Source organism: Streptomyces sp. NPDC002574 (assembly GCF_042889545.1).
GTDB lineage: Bacteria > Actinomycetota > Actinomycetes > Streptomycetales > Streptomycetaceae > Actinacidiphila.
In genome coordinates, this window is sequence record NZ_JBIARB010000008.1 from 265558 (window position 1) to 282989 (window position 17432).

The 17432-nt window shown below is 73.7% G+C and carries 13 protein-coding genes; 4 read left to right on the forward strand and 9 right to left on the reverse strand.

Annotation, left to right across the window (positions count from 1 at the left end):
* The first annotated feature begins 16 nt into the window (after positions 1–16).
* The 3 genes from ACFYXS_RS21305 to ACFYXS_RS21315 are packed head-to-tail and all read left to right on the forward strand — an operon-like array spanning position 17 to position 2939.
* Entirely contained in the window at positions 17–1021 is a 1005-nt protein-coding gene (locus ACFYXS_RS21305; protein WP_389250370.1) for a FecCD family ABC transporter permease, read from the forward strand.
* Positions 1018–2106, forward strand: a complete 1089-nt coding sequence (locus ACFYXS_RS21310; RefSeq protein ID WP_389250372.1) for a FecCD family ABC transporter permease — start codon at positions 1018–1020, stop codon at positions 2104–2106. The genes ACFYXS_RS21305 and ACFYXS_RS21310 overlap by 4 nt, the downstream gene beginning before the upstream one ends.
* Complete coding sequence (locus ACFYXS_RS21315; protein WP_389250374.1) at positions 2103–2939, forward strand: ABC transporter ATP-binding protein; 837 nt, start codon at positions 2103–2105, stop codon at positions 2937–2939. Before ACFYXS_RS21310 ends, ACFYXS_RS21315 begins: the two co-directional genes overlap by 4 nt.
* A gap of 17 nt (positions 2940–2956) precedes the next feature.
* Here ACFYXS_RS21315 and ACFYXS_RS21320 read toward each other — a convergent pair whose 3' ends face one another.
* From ACFYXS_RS21320 to ACFYXS_RS21355, 8 genes are all read right to left on the reverse strand, one after another.
* Positions 2957–4594, reverse strand: coding sequence for an ABC-F family ATP-binding cassette domain-containing protein (locus ACFYXS_RS21320; RefSeq protein WP_389250376.1), 1638 nt, complete (start codon positions 4592–4594; stop codon positions 2957–2959).
* Between the two features lie 245 nt (positions 4595–4839).
* Entirely contained in the window at positions 4840–5457 is a 618-nt protein-coding gene (locus ACFYXS_RS21325) for a TetR/AcrR family transcriptional regulator (protein ID WP_389250378.1), read from the reverse strand.
* A 92-nt stretch (positions 5458–5549) separates the two neighbouring features.
* Positions 5550–5840 (reverse strand): hypothetical protein, encoded by a 291-nt coding sequence (locus tag ACFYXS_RS21330; protein WP_389250380.1) that lies wholly within the window; start codon positions 5838–5840, stop codon positions 5550–5552.
* A 180-nt stretch (positions 5841–6020) separates the two neighbouring features.
* Positions 6021–10094: a discoidin domain-containing protein gene (locus ACFYXS_RS21335; RefSeq protein ID WP_389250382.1), complete on the reverse strand. Its 4074-nt coding sequence runs from the start codon at positions 10092–10094 to the stop codon at positions 6021–6023.
* Between the two features lie 743 nt (positions 10095–10837).
* The gene (locus tag ACFYXS_RS21340) at positions 10838–12088 is read right to left on the reverse strand and encodes a cation:proton antiporter (protein ID WP_389250384.1); all 1251 of its coding nucleotides are present in this window, start codon (positions 12086–12088) and stop codon (positions 10838–10840) included.
* A 2-nt stretch (positions 12089–12090) separates the two neighbouring features.
* A complete protein-coding gene (locus ACFYXS_RS21345) occupies positions 12091–12561 on the reverse strand; it encodes a cation:proton antiporter regulatory subunit (RefSeq protein ID WP_389250386.1) in 471 nt (156 codons plus the stop codon).
* 219 nt (positions 12562–12780) lie between these two features.
* On the reverse strand, positions 12781–13836 hold the full coding sequence (locus ACFYXS_RS21350) for an aldo/keto reductase (RefSeq protein WP_389250388.1): 1056 nt from the start codon (positions 13834–13836) through the stop codon (positions 12781–12783).
* 62 nt (positions 13837–13898) lie between these two features.
* Positions 13899–15356, reverse strand: a complete 1458-nt coding sequence (locus ACFYXS_RS21355; RefSeq protein WP_389250390.1) for an MFS transporter — start codon at positions 15354–15356, stop codon at positions 13899–13901.
* A 187-nt stretch (positions 15357–15543) separates the two neighbouring features.
* Between ACFYXS_RS21355 and ACFYXS_RS21360 the strand changes: the two genes are divergently transcribed.
* Positions 15544–16158 (forward strand): TetR/AcrR family transcriptional regulator, encoded by a 615-nt coding sequence (locus ACFYXS_RS21360; RefSeq protein ID WP_389250392.1) that lies wholly within the window; start codon positions 15544–15546, stop codon positions 16156–16158.
* On the opposite strand, the gene ACFYXS_RS21365 is transcribed toward ACFYXS_RS21360, so the two are convergent.
* Entirely contained in the window at positions 16159–17409 is a 1251-nt protein-coding gene (locus ACFYXS_RS21365) for an NAD(P)/FAD-dependent oxidoreductase (RefSeq protein ID WP_389250394.1), read from the reverse strand.
* Positions 17410–17432 lie beyond the last annotated feature (23 nt).

Here is a 17432-nt window from a genome sequence, read left to right on the forward strand (position 1 = left end):
AGAGTGAGCGCGGCGCATGTCGCCACCCACCCGCCGCCGTGTCGCCTGGCTGCTGGCCGGCACGCTGATGCTGCTGGCCGCCGTCCTGCTGAGCCTCGCCGTGGGCAGCCGCCAGATCGCCCCGAGCGAGGTGATCCAGGCCCTGGTGCACGGCGGCACGAGCAGTGATGCCCAGGTGGTGCGGTCGCTGCGGGTGCCCCGCACCGTCGTGGGTGTCCTGGCGGGCGCCGCGCTCGCGCTCGCCGGAACGGTGATGCAGGGCATCACCCGCAACCCGATCGCGGAGCCGGGCATCCTCGGCGTCAGCCAGGGCGCGTCGGTGGGTGTGGTGTGCGCGATCGCGTTCTGCGGCGTGCACACGCTGGGCGGCTACGTGTGGTTCGCGTTCACGGGCGCGGCGCTGGCGGCGGTGGGTGTGTACGCCGTCGCCAGCGGGGGCCGCGGCGGCGCCTCGCCGGTCAAGCTCGCGCTCGCCGGGGCCGCGATGAACGCCTTCCTCGCCTCGCTCGTCTCCGGCATCGCCACGACCAACGCCCGGGCGCTGGACGAGTTCCGCTTCTGGCAGGTCGGTTCCCTCAGCGGGCGCGGGAGCGAGATCATCGGCCAGATCTGGCCGTTCCTGCTGGCCGGTCTGGTGCTCGTGCTGGCCATGGCCCGCGGCCTGGACGCCCTCGCGCTCGGCGACGACGCGGCCAAGGGCCTCGGTCACAACGTCGGCCTGTTGCGCGTGCTCGGCGCGCTGGGGGCGACGGTGCTGACGGGCGCTGCGGTGGCCGCGGTCGGCCCGATCGCCTTCACCGGGCTCGCCGTTCCGCACATCGCCCGCGCCCTGGTGGGCACCGGGCACCGCTGGGTGCTGCCGCTGGCCGCGCTGCTCGGGCCGGTGATGATCCTCGGTTCCGACGTGATCGGCCGCATCGTCTTCCCGCCCTCGGAGGTGCCGGTGGCCGTCATGACCGCCCTGATCGGCGTGCCGTTCCTGATCGCGCTGGTGCGCCGCCGTGCGGTGGTGGCCGCGTGAGCAGGACGACCACGACACCCGGCACGGCCCTCAGAGCGGTCCGCCCGGCCGGGCACGCCGTCGTGCGCGGCGGGCGTGCCAGCTTCCTCGTGCACCGCCGGTCGGTCGCCGTCGCGCTGGCGCTCGCGGTGCTGCTGGCGTGCGCGGTGGTGGCGTACCTGTGCGTGGGCGAGTCGTTCGTCTCCCCCACGCAGGTGGTCCGCGTACTGTTCGGGCGGCCGAGCCCCGACGAACTGGTGGTGGGCACGCTGCGCCTGCCGCGCCTGGTCGTCGGGCTGCTGGCCGGGGCCGCGTTCGGCGTGGCGGGCGCGCTGGTGCAGACCGTCGCGCGCAATCCGCTGGCCAGCCCCGACGTCATCGGCGTCACGCACGGCGCGGGCGCGGCCACCGTCGCCGCGATGAGCTTCAACGCCGTCGCGTACGACGCGCTGCCGTACGTCTCCGTCGCCGGCGGCGTCGCGGCGGCGCTGATCGTCTACGTCTTCGCCTGGCGGCGCGGTCTGCACTCCTCGCGTTTCGTGCTGGTGGGCATCGGGGTGTCGGTCGCGCTCGGCTCGCTGACCCAACTGTTCCTGGCCAAGGGCGACTACCTGGTGGCCCAGCAGGCCAAGGTCTGGCTGACCGGCTCCCTCAACGGCCGCGGCTACGAGGAGGCCGGGCCGCTCGGGCTCGTCCTGCTGATCGGTGTCCCGGCGGCCCTGTGGGCGGCACGCGCCCAGCGCGGCGCATCCTTCGACGACGACACCGCGACCGCGCTCGGTGTGCGCCTGGACCGGGTCCGTCTCGGTCTGACCGCGCTCGGCGTCGTCCTGGCGTCGGTGGCCACCGGAGCGGCGGGACCGGTCGACTTCGTCGCGCTGCTCGCCCCGCAGATCGCCCGCCGGCTCACCCGCACGGCCCAGATCCCGCTGCTGTCCTCGGCGTTGACCGGCGCCCTGGTCGTCGTGGTCGCGGACCTGCTGGCCCGCCGCCTGTTCTCCCCGATCGAGCTGCCCGTCGGCGTGCTCACCGCCGCGGTGGGCGCCCCGTACCTGATGTGGCTCATCGTCCGCACCCGCAGCCGTACCGGAGGCACCTCCTCATGAGCAGCCGTACGCCCACCAGTCGCCTCTCGGCGCAGGACCTCACCCTGGCGTACGAGGACCGCACCGTCGTCGAGGGCCTGGACCTGGAGATCCCGGACGGCCGGGTCACGGTCGTCGTCGGGCCGAACGCCTGCGGGAAGTCCACCCTGTTGCGGGCCCTGGGCCGGCTCCTCAAGCCGCGCCGCGGTGTGGTGCTGCTGGACGGCACCGAACTCGCGCGGATCCCCGGCCGACAGATCGCGCGGACCATCGGCGTGCTGCCGCAGTCCCCCACCCCGCCGGACGGCATCACGGTCGCGGACCTGGTCGCCCGCGGCCGCCAGCCGCACCAGAAGTGGTGGCAGCAGTGGTCGGAGGCCGACGAACAGGCCGTCGCCGACGCCCTGGAGCGCACCGACACCGCCGACCTCGCCGACCGCCCGGTGGACGAGCTCTCCGGCGGCCAGCGGCAGCGCGTGTGGATCGCCATGGCCCTGGCCCAGGACACCGACCTGCTGCTCCTCGACGAGCCCACGACCTACCTGGACATCGCGCACCAGGTCGAGGTGCTCGACCTGGTGCGCCGCCTCAACCACGAACGCGGCCGGACCGTCGTCGCCGTGCTCCACGACCTCAACCAGGCCGCCCGCTACGCCGACCACCTCGTGGCCATGAAGGCGGGGCGCATCGTCGCCCAGGGCCCGCCGGAGGACATCGTCACCGCCGAACTGGTCCAGGACGTCTTCGGCCTCGCCTCCGTCGTCGTCCCCGACCCCGTCACCGGCGGACCGCTGGTCGTCCCCACACGCGCCTGGCAGCCGGCGCCCGCGCAGGAGGCGCCGGCGGCCGGCTGACCGGGCGTGCGCGCGGGCTAGGGCCGCACGGGGCCGGTCTCCGTCAGGTGCCCGCCGGACAGGCGCAACCAGCGGTCCGCGCCGATCGCGGCGAGGAACCGTACGTCGTGGCTGACCACGACGAAGGCACCCTCGTAGGCGTTCAGCGCGCTCTCCAACTGCCCGACGCTGACCAGGTCGAGGTTGTTGGTGGGCTCGTCCAGCAGCAGTAGATGCGGTGCCGGTTCCGCGCACAAAACGCAGGCCAGGGTGGCGCGCAGCCGTTCCCCGCCGGACAGGACCCGCACGGGCAGGTGGGCGCGCGGGCCGCGGAAGAGGAAGCGCGCCAGCAGGTTCATCCGGTCCGCCTCGGGCATCGCCGGGGCCGCGTCCGCCAGGCTCTCGGCCACCGTCCGGTCGGGGTCCAGCAGGTCGAGGCGCTGCGAGAGGTGGGCGACGCGGCCGTCGGCGTGCCTGACCCGCCCGCCGTCCGCGGGAGCGAGGTCGCCGCCGACCAGGCGCAGCAGCGTCGACTTGCCGGCGCCGTTGGGGCCGGTCAGCGCGATCCGTTCCGGGCCGCGGATCGTCAGGTCGGCGCCCTCGCCGGCGAAGATCTCGCGGCCGCCGTGGCGGACCCGCATCCGCTCACCGACGAAGAGGGTGCGCCCGGCCGGGACGCGGGTGTCCGGCAGTTCCAGCGCGATCCGCGTGTCGTCGCGCAGGGCGCGGCCCGCCTCGTCGAGACGTGCCCTGGCCTCCGAGACCCGTGCGGTGTGGGTCTCGTTCGCCTTGCCCGCCGACTCCTGGGCGCGCCGCTTCAGCGTCCCGGCGAAGATCTTGGGCAGGCCGGCGCTGTCGAGGGAACGGGCGGCGGTGCCGGCCCGGCGTGCAGCCCTTTCCCGCGCCTGCTGCAACTCGCGCTTCTCGCGCTTGAGTTCCTGTTCCGCGCTGCGGATGTTCTTCTCGGCGGCCTGCTGCTCGGCGCGCACGGCCTCCTCGTACCGCGTGTAGTTGCCGCCGTGGAAGCGGACCTCGCCACGGTCGAGTTCTGCCACCCGGTCGACGCGGTCGAGCAGTTCACGGTCGTGGCTGACCAGCAGCAGGCAGCCCCGCCACTCGTCGAGGACGGTGTGCAGGCTGCGGCGGGCGTCCAGGTCGAGGTTGTTGGTGGGCTCGTCCAGCAGCAGGACGTCGGGGCGCTTGAGCAGTTGCGCGGCCAGGCCGAGCGTGACGGCCTGCCCGCCGCTGAGGGTGTGCAGGCGCCGGTCGAGGCCGACGTCGCCGAGGGCGAGCCGGTCGAGTTCGGCGCGGCTGCGGTCCTCGATGTCCCAGTCGTCGCCGATGGTGGTGAAGTGCTCCTCGCCCGTGTCCCCGGACTCGATGGCGTCGATCGCGCGGATCACCTCGGTGACGCCCAGGACCTCGGCGACGGTCAGGTCGCCGGTCAGCGGAAGGGACTGCGGGAGGTAGCCGAGCGTCCCGTCGACGGTGACGGTGCCGCCGCGCGGCCGGAGCTCCCCCGCGATCAGCTTGAGGAGCGTGCTCTTGCCCGCGCCGTTCGGCGCGACCAGACCCGTGCGGCCGGCGCCGACGGTGAAGGACAGGTCCTCGACGACAGCGGTGTCGTCAGGCCAGGAGAAGGACAGGTGGGAACAGACGATGTACGCGTCGGACATGGGTGAACCCTCGGGGGAACGCCGCGGGCACGCCGGAAGGGCCCTGCGGGGAAGGAAGGAGGACGGCACGACGAAGCGGCCACGGCGGCGTCGCGTGCGCGCCTGCCCATGGCCGGGGACACCCGGTATCACCCGGAGATGTCGTCGTCACCCGCCACGTTCGGACTCCCTTGGGTCCTCGGACTTCCTTGCTTCCCGATCACTCGCGCGTCAGCATAGCAGCCGGGCCCGCGGCGGGTCCGGGCTCATGGGCGCGCGGGACCGCCGTCGAACGCGGCCACGGCCTCGAAAAGGTGGAGTCCCTGCTCCACGGCGTCCTCGCGGGACAGCGGGAGGGTGCCGTCGGCCCAGTTCAGGAGGATCTGGTTGACGCCGCCCACGATCGCCAGGGCCATGACCGTGGTGTGCGTTCCCGGGCCCGGCCGGTCCTCCAGCAGCAGCGACTCCACCAGGCGGGCCAGGTTCCGCATCCCGCGTCGCCGCTCGTTCGCGGCCAGCGGGCCGGCCGCGAGGGACTCGACCAGCTTGACGCGCCCCTTGCGGGGGTCGTCGGCCACGCCCGCCGTCAGCACCCGCAGCATGCCGCGGGCGCGCTCGCGGCGCGTCCCGGGACCGGTGACGGCGGCGCGGCACCGCGCGGCCTCTTCGTCCTGGATCTCCCGCAGGACGTCGGCCATCAAGGCGTCGAGGGAGGGGAAGCTCTCCGCGAAGTAGCGGTCCTGCAGTCCGGCCCGGCGCAGCACGGAGCGGATGGAGGTGCCGGAGTACCCCTGCGTGTGGAACAGATCGAGCCCGGCGTCCAGGAGGCGCCGGCGCCGCGCCGACATGCGCTCCTCGGCGGTCATTCCGTCATACGTTCGCATACCACCAGATCCCTCGCGCCCATCCTATGCGGGCCGCCCACCGGTCGCCCCGGCCGCGCGCCGGGGCCGGGGCCATCCGGTGGCACGTGCCCTCAGACGGGGGACGGGGGGCTGTCGAGGTACGCCCACCCCAGCGGGTTCCAGCGCAGCCGGTGCACCTCGATCCCGTCGATCGCGGCGTTCGCGCGCGCCGCGCACTCGTACTCTCCGGTGGCCCGGGTCGCCGCGATGTCCACGGCGTCCCGGGCGTCGGCAGCCTCGCCGACGACGTAGTAGTGGCAGCCCGCGGCACCCTGCGGTGTGCTGAAGCGGAAGCCCACGAGCCATCGGTCTCCGTGCACGGCCGACCTCGGCCGGTCCTTCGATGCGATGGTGGCAAGCATGGGCACTGCGCTCCTCGGTCACGTGGTCACGGGTGCGGCTCCGGGCCGCTCGATGTCCAGTTCAACAGCAACAGGGCCCCTGAGCATCGCCTTCTTGCTGGCCTCGCTCTGCCTGGGAACGGCAGTACCACCCTCCGCGGGCGGGGCCGCGGCCCCGCCCGCGGAGGGCGGCCGGGCACCTCAGTCGGCGCGCACCGTCGTCCGCGGGACGTTGTAGCCGTCCACCCGCAGGGCCGGGCGGCCCGAGGGCAGGGCGTGCGCGGGCCAGGACAGGGTCAGGGTGCGCGACTCGCCGGGCAGTAGCCACAGGTAGTTGTCGCCGTACAGGGTCGGCAGCACCCGCTCGCCGCTTCCGGAGTCCAGGAGCGACAGCCGCACCATGGCCGCCACCGACGAGCCGCGGTTGGTGACCGTGGCGGTCAGCTCACGGCGCTCGCCGGACCGGGTGACCCTGCCGGCCGTGGCGGTGACCCTGGTGCTGTGCGCCGAGTTGAGCGCCCGCATGGCGGACGGCTCGCGGTAGCGCCAGTAGGTGTTCTCCGACAGCACCGTGCCGCCGCGCTCCATCCGCAGCCGCAGCAGGTGGAAGTCCGGCAGACCGTCCTCCCACCCGGCCGAGAACGCCTCGGTCGTACCGGAGGAGGCCACGTCGAGGGTCGTGCGCACGGTCTTCCCGAGCTGGTGGCCGTCGAGGTCGAGCAGTCGCGCCGTGACCGTGACGCCCTTCAGCGCCCGGGCCGTGTGGTTGACCGCCACGACCTGCCAGGAGCCCGGCACGGCCTGCACGTGGACCGCCTCGCACGCCGAACGGGCGCCGTAGTACGTGCCGTTGACGTCGAAGTCGTAGTCGTAGGTCTGCCACACGGTGCTGTGCCACGCGGGGTGCGACATCCACAGCAGCAGACCGCTGGCGTCGTCCCAGAGGTTGGCGTTCCACGCCTCGAACATCGCGCGGGTGTTCTCGTAGTTGACGAACTGCGCCTTGCGCGTGAAGTCCTCCAGGTCGCGCGCGGTGTCGAGACGGGCCTCGATGGCGGCCTGGTAGTTCTGCGGTGCCTGGTTCCCCCGCGTGCTCCAGTCGTGGTAGTACCAGGCCCCGCCGACGGGCCACTCGGGCTCGGGGCCGACGAGGTTGCGCATGCTCTCGGCGGTGGACACCACGGGCATGCCGATCTCGGTGTGGAAGCCGAAGTTGCCGCTGCCGTAGGTGGACGCGGAGAAGTAGCGGTCCGGGTCGACCCAGCCGTAGGGGCCGCCGCCGGTGACGATGCCGCCCGCGGAGTTGTTCTGGTACAGGATGCCGGGTGCCTCGTCGTGGACGGCGTCGCGCATGCCGTCGTCGATCGCCCCGGGCGGGTTGCCCTCGTTGGCGCCGCACCAGACGACGACACTGGGGTGGATGCGGTAGCGCAGCACCGTGTCACGGGCCAGGGAGTTGAACGCGTCGTGGTTCGGCGGGTCCATCGCCCAGGCGTTGGGGAAGTCGTTCCACACCAGCAGGCCGAACTCGTCGCAACCGGCGTAGAACTCCTCGCGGTTGCTGCTGGCGACCCAGTTGCGGATCATCGTGAAGTTCATGTCGCGGTGCATGCGCAGCGCCGCGTCCATGCGCTCCTCCGGCATGCGGCGCAGCAGTTCGTCCCAGCCCCAGTTGCCGCCGCGGCAGAAGACGCGGACGCCGTTCACGCTGATCTTCAGCGGGTCCGGGGTGTTGTCGACGGACGTCACGTCCGTCCACGCGTCGCCGTCGTCGGAGACCTGGACGGTGAACGTCTTCGGGTAGGCCTGCTCCCAGACGACGGCGACCCGGTCGAAGGAGACCGAGGAGCCCAGGTCCACCTGGATCCACTGGTCGTCCTCGTAGGCCGAGGACCAGCGGGTGCCGGGGTCGCCGTCGGTGGCGTTGGAGGCGGGGTTGGAGGAGTCCTCGGTCGACGCGGTGGCCTTCTTGCGGAAGGCCAGGTCGGTGCCGGGCACCGAGCTGTCGACGACGGACAGCGTCCACAGCGAGTTGCCCCAACTGGTGGCCCGCGCACCGCCCTGGAGTCGGACGTAGCGCGCCGTGCGGGCCTCGAAGTCCACGTTCTGCAGGCTGGCGGCGCCGCTCTGGAACGGTAGCGGGACCGCGCCGTTGTCGACGGACTTCGCGTCGGTCCACGCGTCGCCGTCGTCGGAGACCTGGACCACGAAGGTCTCGGCGTAGGCCCGCTCCCAGGTCAGGTCGACCCGGTCGAAGGAGACCGAGGCACCCAGGTCCACCTGGATCCACTGGTCGTCCTCGAACTTCGAGGACCACCGGGTGCCGGCGTCGCCGTCGGTGACGTTCGTGGGCGCGTTGGCCGCGTCGTCCACGGAGGAGGCGGAGGCGTCCTTGTGCAGCGCGAGGTCCACGTCGGGGACGGAGCTGTCGACCACCGACAGGCCCCACAGCGACGAGCCCCAGCCGGTGGCCCGGGTCAGGCAGCGGACCCGCACGTGGCGGGCCTTGCGGCGGCCGAGGTCGACGGACTGCGTGTAGGCGTCGCTGCCGGAGGTGAAGCGCAGCGGGATGTCGTAGTCGTAGCCGAACTGGCGTATGCCGAAGCGGGTGCTGCGGCGGTCGCTCTCCGCGCCGCCGACCGTGGCCACGAGGGTCAGGTCGTGCAGGGCGGGGCTGCCGTAGCCGTTGGGCCACCACAGCTCCGGGTCGCGCAGGCGCAGCCGCGCGTCGGTGGCGGGGCTGAAGACGACGTCGGTGCTCCCGCCCGCGGCCACCGTGACGGTCCGCGACACCCGCACGCCGCAGAGCGAGGCGCTGACGGTGACGCTCCGGTCGGCGGTGTCGGCGTTGCGCACCGGGACGGTGATCGTCAGCTCGGCGGTGCCGGTGTCGGGCAGGTCGGGGAGGACGGTGTCGACCCGGGGGTCACCGAGGACGGCGTGGCCGGTCGAGCGCAGGCGCACGTGGTTCCAGATGCCGGCGGCCCGGTCGCGCACGGCCGGCATCCAGTCCCAGCCGGAGGAGGCCAGGTAGGTGGGCGAGTTGCGGTTCATCATGGTGGCGCCGGCGTCCACGAAGGCCAGGCCGGCCTGGCCCTTGTCGCCGGGGCTGCCGGGGAAGGGCATCGGCGTGATGCGCACGGCGAGCGCCTGCTCGCCGTCGGCGGCCAGGTGCGCGGTGATGTCGGTGGCGGACCGGGCGAAGGGGAACTCCATGCCGGCCACGGCGGCGCCGTTGAGCCAGATGTCCGCCTTGTGGTTGATGCCGTCGAACTCCAGCCAGATGTGGCGGCCGGCGCCCGTGCGCAGCGACCGCGGCAGGCGGAACTCGCGCCGGTACCACCAGGCGTGGCGGGACAGCGCCTCGGGGACGTGGAGGTTGTTGAACCCGGTGACCGGGTCGGGCAGCTTGCCCTGCTCGACCAGCGAGCCCAGGACCGTGCCGGGCACGGTGGCGGGCAGCCAGCGGCTGGTGTCCACGTCGGCGCGGGACAGGTCCGCGCCCTCGGCGCCGGCCCAGTCGTCCATGGTCAGGGTCCAGCCGGACTCCAGGGGCACGGTCCCGTCGGCCGCGGCCTCCAGCGCGGGCGCCTTGTGGTCGTGCACGCCCCAGTCCGTCCAGCCGGTGGCCTCCGGGCGGTGGCCGCGCGCGCGGCCGTGCACCTCGAAGCCGTTGAGGCCCAGGGGGTTGGCGTTGGAGCGCTTGTGCACGGTCAGCCGGACCCAGCGGGCGGTGACGGGGGTTGCCAGCGCGATGTCGACGACGCCGCCGGTGCCCGAGTCCGTCCGGTGGACGGCCGTCCAGGTGCGGTGGTCGCGGGAGGTCTCCACGACGTAGTCCACGGCGCAACTGGACAGGATCTCCTGGCCGGTGGTGCTGTCGCGCGGGTTGCCGCCGTTGGACGGGACGAACGGCGGGTCTTCGACCGTGGCCTCGAAGGTCAGGCGGACGGCGGTCACCTCGCAGTCGGCCTGGAGGTCGACCGAGATCCACTGGGGGTCGCCGTCCGCGGCGCGCCATCCGGTGCCGCGCACGCCGATCGCGTTCAGGCGGTCCACCGCGAACTCGCCCGGCGTCGGGGCGTAGTCGGTGGACGACACCGCGACCGGGCGGTGCGCCGCCAGGTCGCCGGTGGCGGCCGGGCCGCCCGTCCGGGTCTGCTCGGCGGCACGGGCGGTGCCGGGGAGCGCGACGCCGATACCCAGGCTCGCGAGGAGTGTGGTGCCGGTGGTGACGATCGACCGGCGGGAGGGGTGGGACGACTGAGTCGACATACGCAATTGGTCCAATCCGGGCACCCGGTGACGGGTAGGTAGACGACCCGGTCCGCTCGAGCCGCCTGACAACGTTGCCATCTGACAACGTTGCCATAGGCTGTAATCCCCCGGGGCCGCTGTCAAGGGGTACGGCATCACGGGCTCGCCCGCGGCCCGTTGGGCCAGGTCGCCGGGGTGGCCGAAACACCACGGGTCGTCCGAGCGGGGCCGCCCACCGACGCCGAGGTCCGGACGCGGTCGTCCGAGTGCCTGACCGGAACCGGACGACTGGGGATGCCGGTGGCGCACTCCCCCCTCCGAACTGCGGCTCAGCACGGCGGGCGGACGCTTCCCGGCCCGCGCCCGGCTCCCCCGCCGCGGCGCCCCGTTCACGGTGGGCAGCACGAGCGCCCCGCATCACGGCACCGGCGATTTCCGGCCGGCCGGGATCGCGACCGCGGAGGCCGTCCGGACCACCGGTCCGGAAGCTTGAAGCGGTACGGCCGCCCCGTGTCCGGGCACCTGCTGGTCGTTCACGCCGGGGTCGGCGCCAGGGTGTGCAGCCCGGCGCGGCACTTCGGCGTGCGGACCCGCGTCCGTTCACGCGGGTTCCGGCGCGGCGGCTGCGATTGCTCTCCCTCAGGGTCGGCCGCGCGGCAGCGCCGTCACGCGCGGCCGGCGCGTACGGCCGGCGCGTGCGGCTCCCGGGCAGGATCGCCGCCCCGCACGATCGTGCGGGGCGGCGATCCTGTCCGTGGCCGTCAACCCGACGAGCGCGAGGCTCCCGCCGAGGTCGTGTCCGGCAGGTCCTCGACCGCCATCGACCGGTCGCCCTCGGCCCCGGTGGACGGGACGCGGCGGAACGCTGCCCGCAGCGCGCTGACGGCGGGCTCGGTCCAACGGGCGGCCAGGGGGCCGGCGATGACCAGGATCAGGACGTACGCGGTGGCCAGCGGGCCGATCCGGGGCTGACTGGCGACGGCGAGGCCCGCGATGACGATCGAGAACTCGCCGCGGGCCACCAGCGTCCCGCCGGCCCGCAGGCGGCCGCGGGTGTGGATGCCGGCGCGACGTGCCGCGTACCAGCCCGTCATGATCTTGGTGACGGTGGTGACCGCGGCCAGCGCGAGCGCCGGCAGCAGGACCGGCGGGATGGCGCCGGGGTCGGTGGACAGGCCGAAGAACACGAAGAAGACGGCGGCGAAAAGGTCCCGCAGCGGCATGAGCAGCCGGCTCGCACCCTCGGCGGCCTCACCGGACAGGGCGATGCCCACGAGGAACGCGCCGACGGCCGCGGACACCTGGAGTTTCTGCGCGAACCCCGCGACGACCAGGGCGAGGCCGAAGACGACGAGCAGCAGCATCTCCGGGTTCTGCGAGGAGACCGCCTTGCTCAGCAGGCGTCCGTGGCGCAGCGCCAGGAAGAGCACGGCGCCCACGGTGCCCATCGCGATGGCGAGGGCCAGACCGCCGGCCGCCAGGCCGATGCCCGCGAGGAGGGTGGTGAGCAGCGGGAGGTAGATCGCCATGGCCAGGTCCTCGATGACCAGGACGCCGAGGATCACCGGGGTCTCGCGGTTGCCGAGCCGGCCCAGGTCGGTCAGCACCTTGGCGATGACGCCCGAGGAGGAGATCCAGGTGACCCCGGCGAGCGCGACGGCGGCCACGGGGCCCCAGCCCAGCAGCAGTGCCGCGGCGGCCCCCGGCACGGCGTTGAGCGCGAAGTCGACCAGGCCGGAGGGGTACTGCGTGCGCAGGCTGGTGACCAGTTCGGAGGCGCTGTACTCCAGGCCGAGCAGCAGCAGGAGCAGGATCACGCCGATCTCCGCGCCCACGGCGGTGAAGTCCTCGCTGGCGTCCAGCGGCAGCAGACCGCCGTGGCCGAAGGCGAGCCCCGCCAGCAGGTAGAGGGGTATGGGCGACAGCCCGAGGCGGCCCGCGAAGCGCCCGATCAGCCCCAGTCCGAGGATGACGGCGCCGAGTTCGATGAGGAGTTCGGTCGTGTCGTGCATCCTCACTCCCCCGCCACGATCGCGGCGAGCGCGTCCACGCCCTCACGGGTGCCGACGACGACCAGCGTGTCGCCGATCGCCAGCCGGAAGTCCGGCCCCGGGGAGGGGTGCGCGCTCGTCCTGCGCATGACGGCGACGATGGACGCGCCGGTGCGGGTCCGCGCGCGGGTGTCGCCGAGCAGCCGCCCGGCGTACGGGGAGCGGGAGTTGACCGGGATCTGCTCCGTGACGAGACCGATCCCCTCGGTGTGCACGGCCTCCAGCGGGGTGGGGTCCAGGAGACGGGCCAGCACGGCGGCCTCGTCGCCCTCCAGCGGTATCGACACCTGGCACGAGTCGGGGTCCTCGGCGCCGTAGAAGCCCAGGAAGCGCCGGCCGTCCTGGTGCACCACCACCGAGAGGTGCCGGCCCGCGCGGGTGGTGACGTCGTACTGCGTGCCGACGCCGGGAAGGGTCGTCCGCCGAGTGCCCACTCTTGCCTCCCAGGGGGTGGGTCCACGTCATGGATGCGTGGATGCGTGGTCGGGCGGTGGCGCGGCCCTGAAGCGTCCGGGCCCCACAGCACGGGTCCCCCCACGGCAGGCCGGGCCACCAGCGCGTTTTACCCTAGCATTACGTTTCGGCGGGGTGGATTCATTCCCGGGGGTGCCCCGCGTCACGGTGTGACGCGGGGCACTTGGGGGTCGCGCGGGTCAGGCCACCGGCCGCAGCGGGGCGTCGACCCGGGAGGCGTCCCCGCCGCGCACGACGTCGCGGACACCGAGGATCGCCTCGTGCGGCACCCCGAGCGGCACGTCGCTGACGTCGGTCAGACGGGTGTACTGCTCCGGGGTGAGCCGGACCTCCAGTGCCCCGAGGTAGTCCTCCAGCTGGGCCGTGTTGCGCGGGCCGATGATCGGGAGGAACGAGGTCGCCGCACGCGCCGCGCGCTCGCGGAGCCAGGCCACGGACACCTGGGCGGGCGTCGCGCCGGTCTCCTTCGCGAGGTCCAGCACCGCGTCGACGACGGCGGTCTTCTGGTCGGAACTCTCGGTGTGCACCAGGGTCTTGAGATCGCTCAGCCGGCCCTGCGTGCCGGCGCGGTACTTGCCCGTCAGCAGTCCGCCGCCGAGCGGCGACCACAGCGCGGCAGCCAGGCCCAGGCTCTCGGCCATCGGCAGCAGTTCACGGTCGGGGCTGCGCTCCACGAGGCTGTACTCGACCTGGACGCCGGCGACCGGGGCCCAGTTGCGCACGTCCGCGAGGGTCGCGGCGCGGGCGACCCGCCACGCGGGGAAGTTGGAGAGCCCCGCGTAGAGGATCTTGCCCGACCGCACGAGGTCGTCGATGCCGCGCAGGATCTCCTCGATCGGCGTCAGGTCGTCCGGGAAGTGCACCCAGTACAGGTCGATGTAGTCGGTGCCGAGGCGCTTCAGACTGGCCTCCACCGAATGGATCATGTTCTTGCGGCTGTTGCCCGTCTTGGAGATGTCCTTCCGGGCCGCGTAGCCGTTGCTGAACTTGCTGGCCAGGACGAAGTGGTCGCGGTCCGCGGCGATGAAGCGGCCCACGAGTTCCTCGGACTCGCCGAACTGGTAGGTGTCGGCGGTGTCGACGAAGGTGCCGCCGGCCTCGGCGAACCGGTCGAACATGCGACGGGACTCCTCGAGGTCGGCTCCGGCGCCCCAGCCGGTGCCGAAGTTGCCGGTGCCGAGGGCGTACTCGGAGACGCGCAGTCCGGTGCGGTGCCCGAAGGTCGTGTAACGCATGGAGAGCTCCTGGTGTGCGGGAAGAGGAATGAGCAAGAGTTCTTGAGGGGTACGGCGGGCGCTCAGCCGGCCGCGACGCCCGGGCTCGCGCCGGCCGCCCTGCGTCGCGGCGTGATGCCGAGCGCGGCGAGCGCGCTGAGGGCGACGATCGCGACCGACGTCCACCAGGCGTGCGAGAAGGTGGGCAGGGCCCGGCCGGGGGTGCCCGCCGCGAGGAGGACGACGAGGACGCTGACGCCCACCACGGTCCCGATCTGGCCCGCCATGGTGACGACGGCGCTGCCGGTGGAGGCCTTGTCCTTGGGGAGGTCGGCGGTGGCCGAGGAGATCAGGGTCGGCAGGGCCAGACCGACCCCGACACCGACGACCAGCCAGCCGGGCAGGATGTCGGTGGCGTAGTCGAGGTGTCCGTCCGCGGCGAGGGCGAGCCAGGCGGTGCCGGCGGCGACGAGCGCCGCGCCCAGTGCCGCCACCACACCGACCGGCAGGCGCCGGGCGAGGCGCCGTCCGGCGGCGGAGGCGAGGAACACCATGGCGGGGCCGGGGGCCACGCCGAGGCCGGTCCTGACCGCCGACCAGTGCCACTGCTGCTGCAACCACAGCGTGATGGCGAGCAGTTGCATGGCGAAGGCGGCGTAGAAGAGCAGCGTCGCGACTCCGGCCCAGGCGAACACCGGGTTGCGCATCAGTCGCAGGTCGACGACGGGGACGGCGTGCCGCGCGGAGCGCAGCAGGCACAGCGCCAGTGCCACGGCGGCCAGCACGAAGCTGCCCACCGTCGGCGCCGCGCCCCAGCCCCACCCCGGTGCCTGGACCAGCCCGAGGGCGAGCGAGCCGATCGCGACGGCCAGCAGGGCGCCACCCAGCAGATCGGGCATCCGGGCGTCACCGGACGTTCGTCCGCGGGGCAGCAGGCGTGCGGCGAGGACCAGCGCCGCCACGCCGATCGGCAGGTTGAGCAGGAAGATCCACTGCCAGGCGACCTGCACGAGCAGTCCGCCGACCACCGGCCCGGCCGCGGCGGCGAGCGAGCCGCTGGCCGCCCAGATCTGGATGTACCGGGTGAGCTTGGCCGGCGGGGCCGTGGTCAGGACGAGGCCCAGGCTGGCCGGGGTGAGCACGGCGGCACCGGCCGCCTGGAGGAAGCGGAAGGCCACCAGGACCCACAGGTCGCCACTGGCCGCGACGCCGACGCTGGCCGCGGTGAACACGGCCAGGCCGAGCAGGAATCCGGTCCTGCCGCCGAAGCGGTCGGTGAGCCGCCCGGCGGGGACCAGGAGGGCGGCGTACACGATCGCGTAGCCGTTGAGTATCCAGCTCAGCTTGGACAGCGAGGTCTCGCCGACGCCCTGCCCGATGGGGGCGAGGGCCACATTGACGACGAAGACGTCCAGCGCGGACAGGAACACCGAGATGGCCAGGACGGCGAGCACGACGCCCGGGTGGACCGGGCGGCGTGCGGACGCCTGCGCCGGGCCGTCGCGGCGGGAGGACGTGACGTTCGGGGGTGAGGGAGTCATGGGCGAGGTCTCCAACGAAGTGCGGGGGACGTCCCGATCGGGCGCGGTGCCGGGGCGGTGTCCCGCCATGACGGGGGGGCCGCGAGGACGGCTCGGACGGCGGACGCTAAAGCAAACCGATCGGTGTACTTAAGCACGACCGTAACAGGCGTTTCCGCTTAAGTAAAACGATCGGTATCCTGGAGGTATGAGCACGACCGAACCATCGCCAGTACGGCGGCGCCGTGGCCGCGGCGCCCGGGAGCGGATCCTCAAGGCGGCCACCGAGCTGTTCACCGCCCAGGGCATCAACGCCACCGGGATGGAGCAGCTCACGGCGGCCGCCGAGGTGTCCAAGCGCACGCTGTACCAGCACTTCAGCGGCAAGGACGAGCTCGTGCACGCCTTCCTGCGGGAGCTGGAGGACGGACTGCTGCCCCTCGAGGTCCCGCCGGAGATGACCGCGCGGGACGCCAGGGCACAGCTGCTCTCGGTCTTCTCCTGGCCGCCCCCGGACCCGTCGGCGCCGCTGCGCGGCTGCCCGTTCCTCAACGCCGCGGTCGAGGTCCCCGACCCCGACCACCCCGTCCACCGGCTGGCCGCGTCCTACAAGACCGAGTTCGCCCGCCGCCTGGCCGGCCTGGCACGGCGCGCCGGCGCCCGTGATCCCGACACGCTCGGCGAGCAGCTGGCCCTGTTGTACGACGGCGCGGTGGCCCGCAGTACGGCGCTCAACGCCGTCGGCAGCGGCGCCGTCGCCCGCTCGATCGCCGCGTCCCTGCTCGACGCCGCGCTCACGCCGCAGGAGCAGCCGGCCCGCTGACTAGGCCGTGCGGCGGTGGTCCGCCAGCAGTTCGCGCGCGGCGCGGGCGCCCGAGGCCAGCGCGCCCTGGAGGGAGCCGGTGGCGCGGTGGTCGCCGCACACGTAGCGGCCCGGGGTGACCCGGCTGGTACGGCTCAGCGGGTGCGGCGGCGGCATCGCGGGGAGGGCGCCGGGGACGGTGCAGGTGCGCAGGGGCTCCCAGGCGGCCGTGTCGGTGCCGTACACCTCGGCCAGCGCCTCGCGCACCGCCGCCTCCTCCTCCGGTCCGGGGACACCGAGGACCGAGGTCGACACCAGTGCGCGGCCGTCCGTGGACAGCCCGGGGTGGACCTCGGTGAGCACCACGGTGTTGAGGAACCGCCGCCGCGCGTCGACCAGGAGCGTCGGCTCCGCCAGCGGCGAGCGGTCGGCCGCGTGGTACAGCGTCGTCACCGTGTGGGTCTCCGGCACCGTGAGTCCCGGAAGCAGTCGCGCGGCGGCCGCCGGCCCGGTGGCCACGACCACCGACGGCGCCGCCGTCTCCGTTCCGTCGTCCAGCAGGACGCCGTACGCGGTCAGTTCGCGCACCGGCGCGTCCGTGCGTACCACGCCCTCGGGCAGCAGCCCGGCCAGCTGCGCGGGCACCGCGCCGATGCCCTCGGCCGGCAGGCAGAGGGTGCCGCGCAGCATGCTGCGCCACACCAGGTGGAAGAAGCGGCTGGAGGTCTCCAGCTCGTCCTCCAGGAAGACGCCCGACAGGAACGGCCGGAAGAAGCCCTCGACGATGTCCCCGGAGAGCCCGGCCGCCGCGAGGGCCGTGAGCGTCGTCGTGTCCGCGCCGCGGCGCAGCACACGGACGGGCAGCAGCATGTCGCGGGCGCTCAGGACACCGAGCGCGGCCAGGTCGCGCGCCGAGGCCAGACGGCCCGGCAGCAGATCGGCGGCCTCCCGCGGGCGGCGGGTCGGATCGGTGAACAGCAGCCGCCCCCGGTCGGTGTGCACCGCGACGCCGGGCGTGAACGCCCGCAGCCGCAGGTCGCGCAGCCGCAGCCGACGCCGCACCTGCGGGTAGGAGGTGTTGAAGACCTGGAAGCCGCGGTCCAGCAGGAAGCCCAGGTGGCGGTCGGTGCGCATCCGGCCGCCGACGCGGTCGGAGGCCTCCAGGACGCGCACGGCGAGGCCCGCGGCGCTCAGGTCGGCCGCGCAGGCCAGTCCGGCGGCCCCCGCCCCGACCACGATCACGTCACACCGGCCGCCGTGCTCGCGAGCCATCGATCGCCGCCCTCTCCACGACC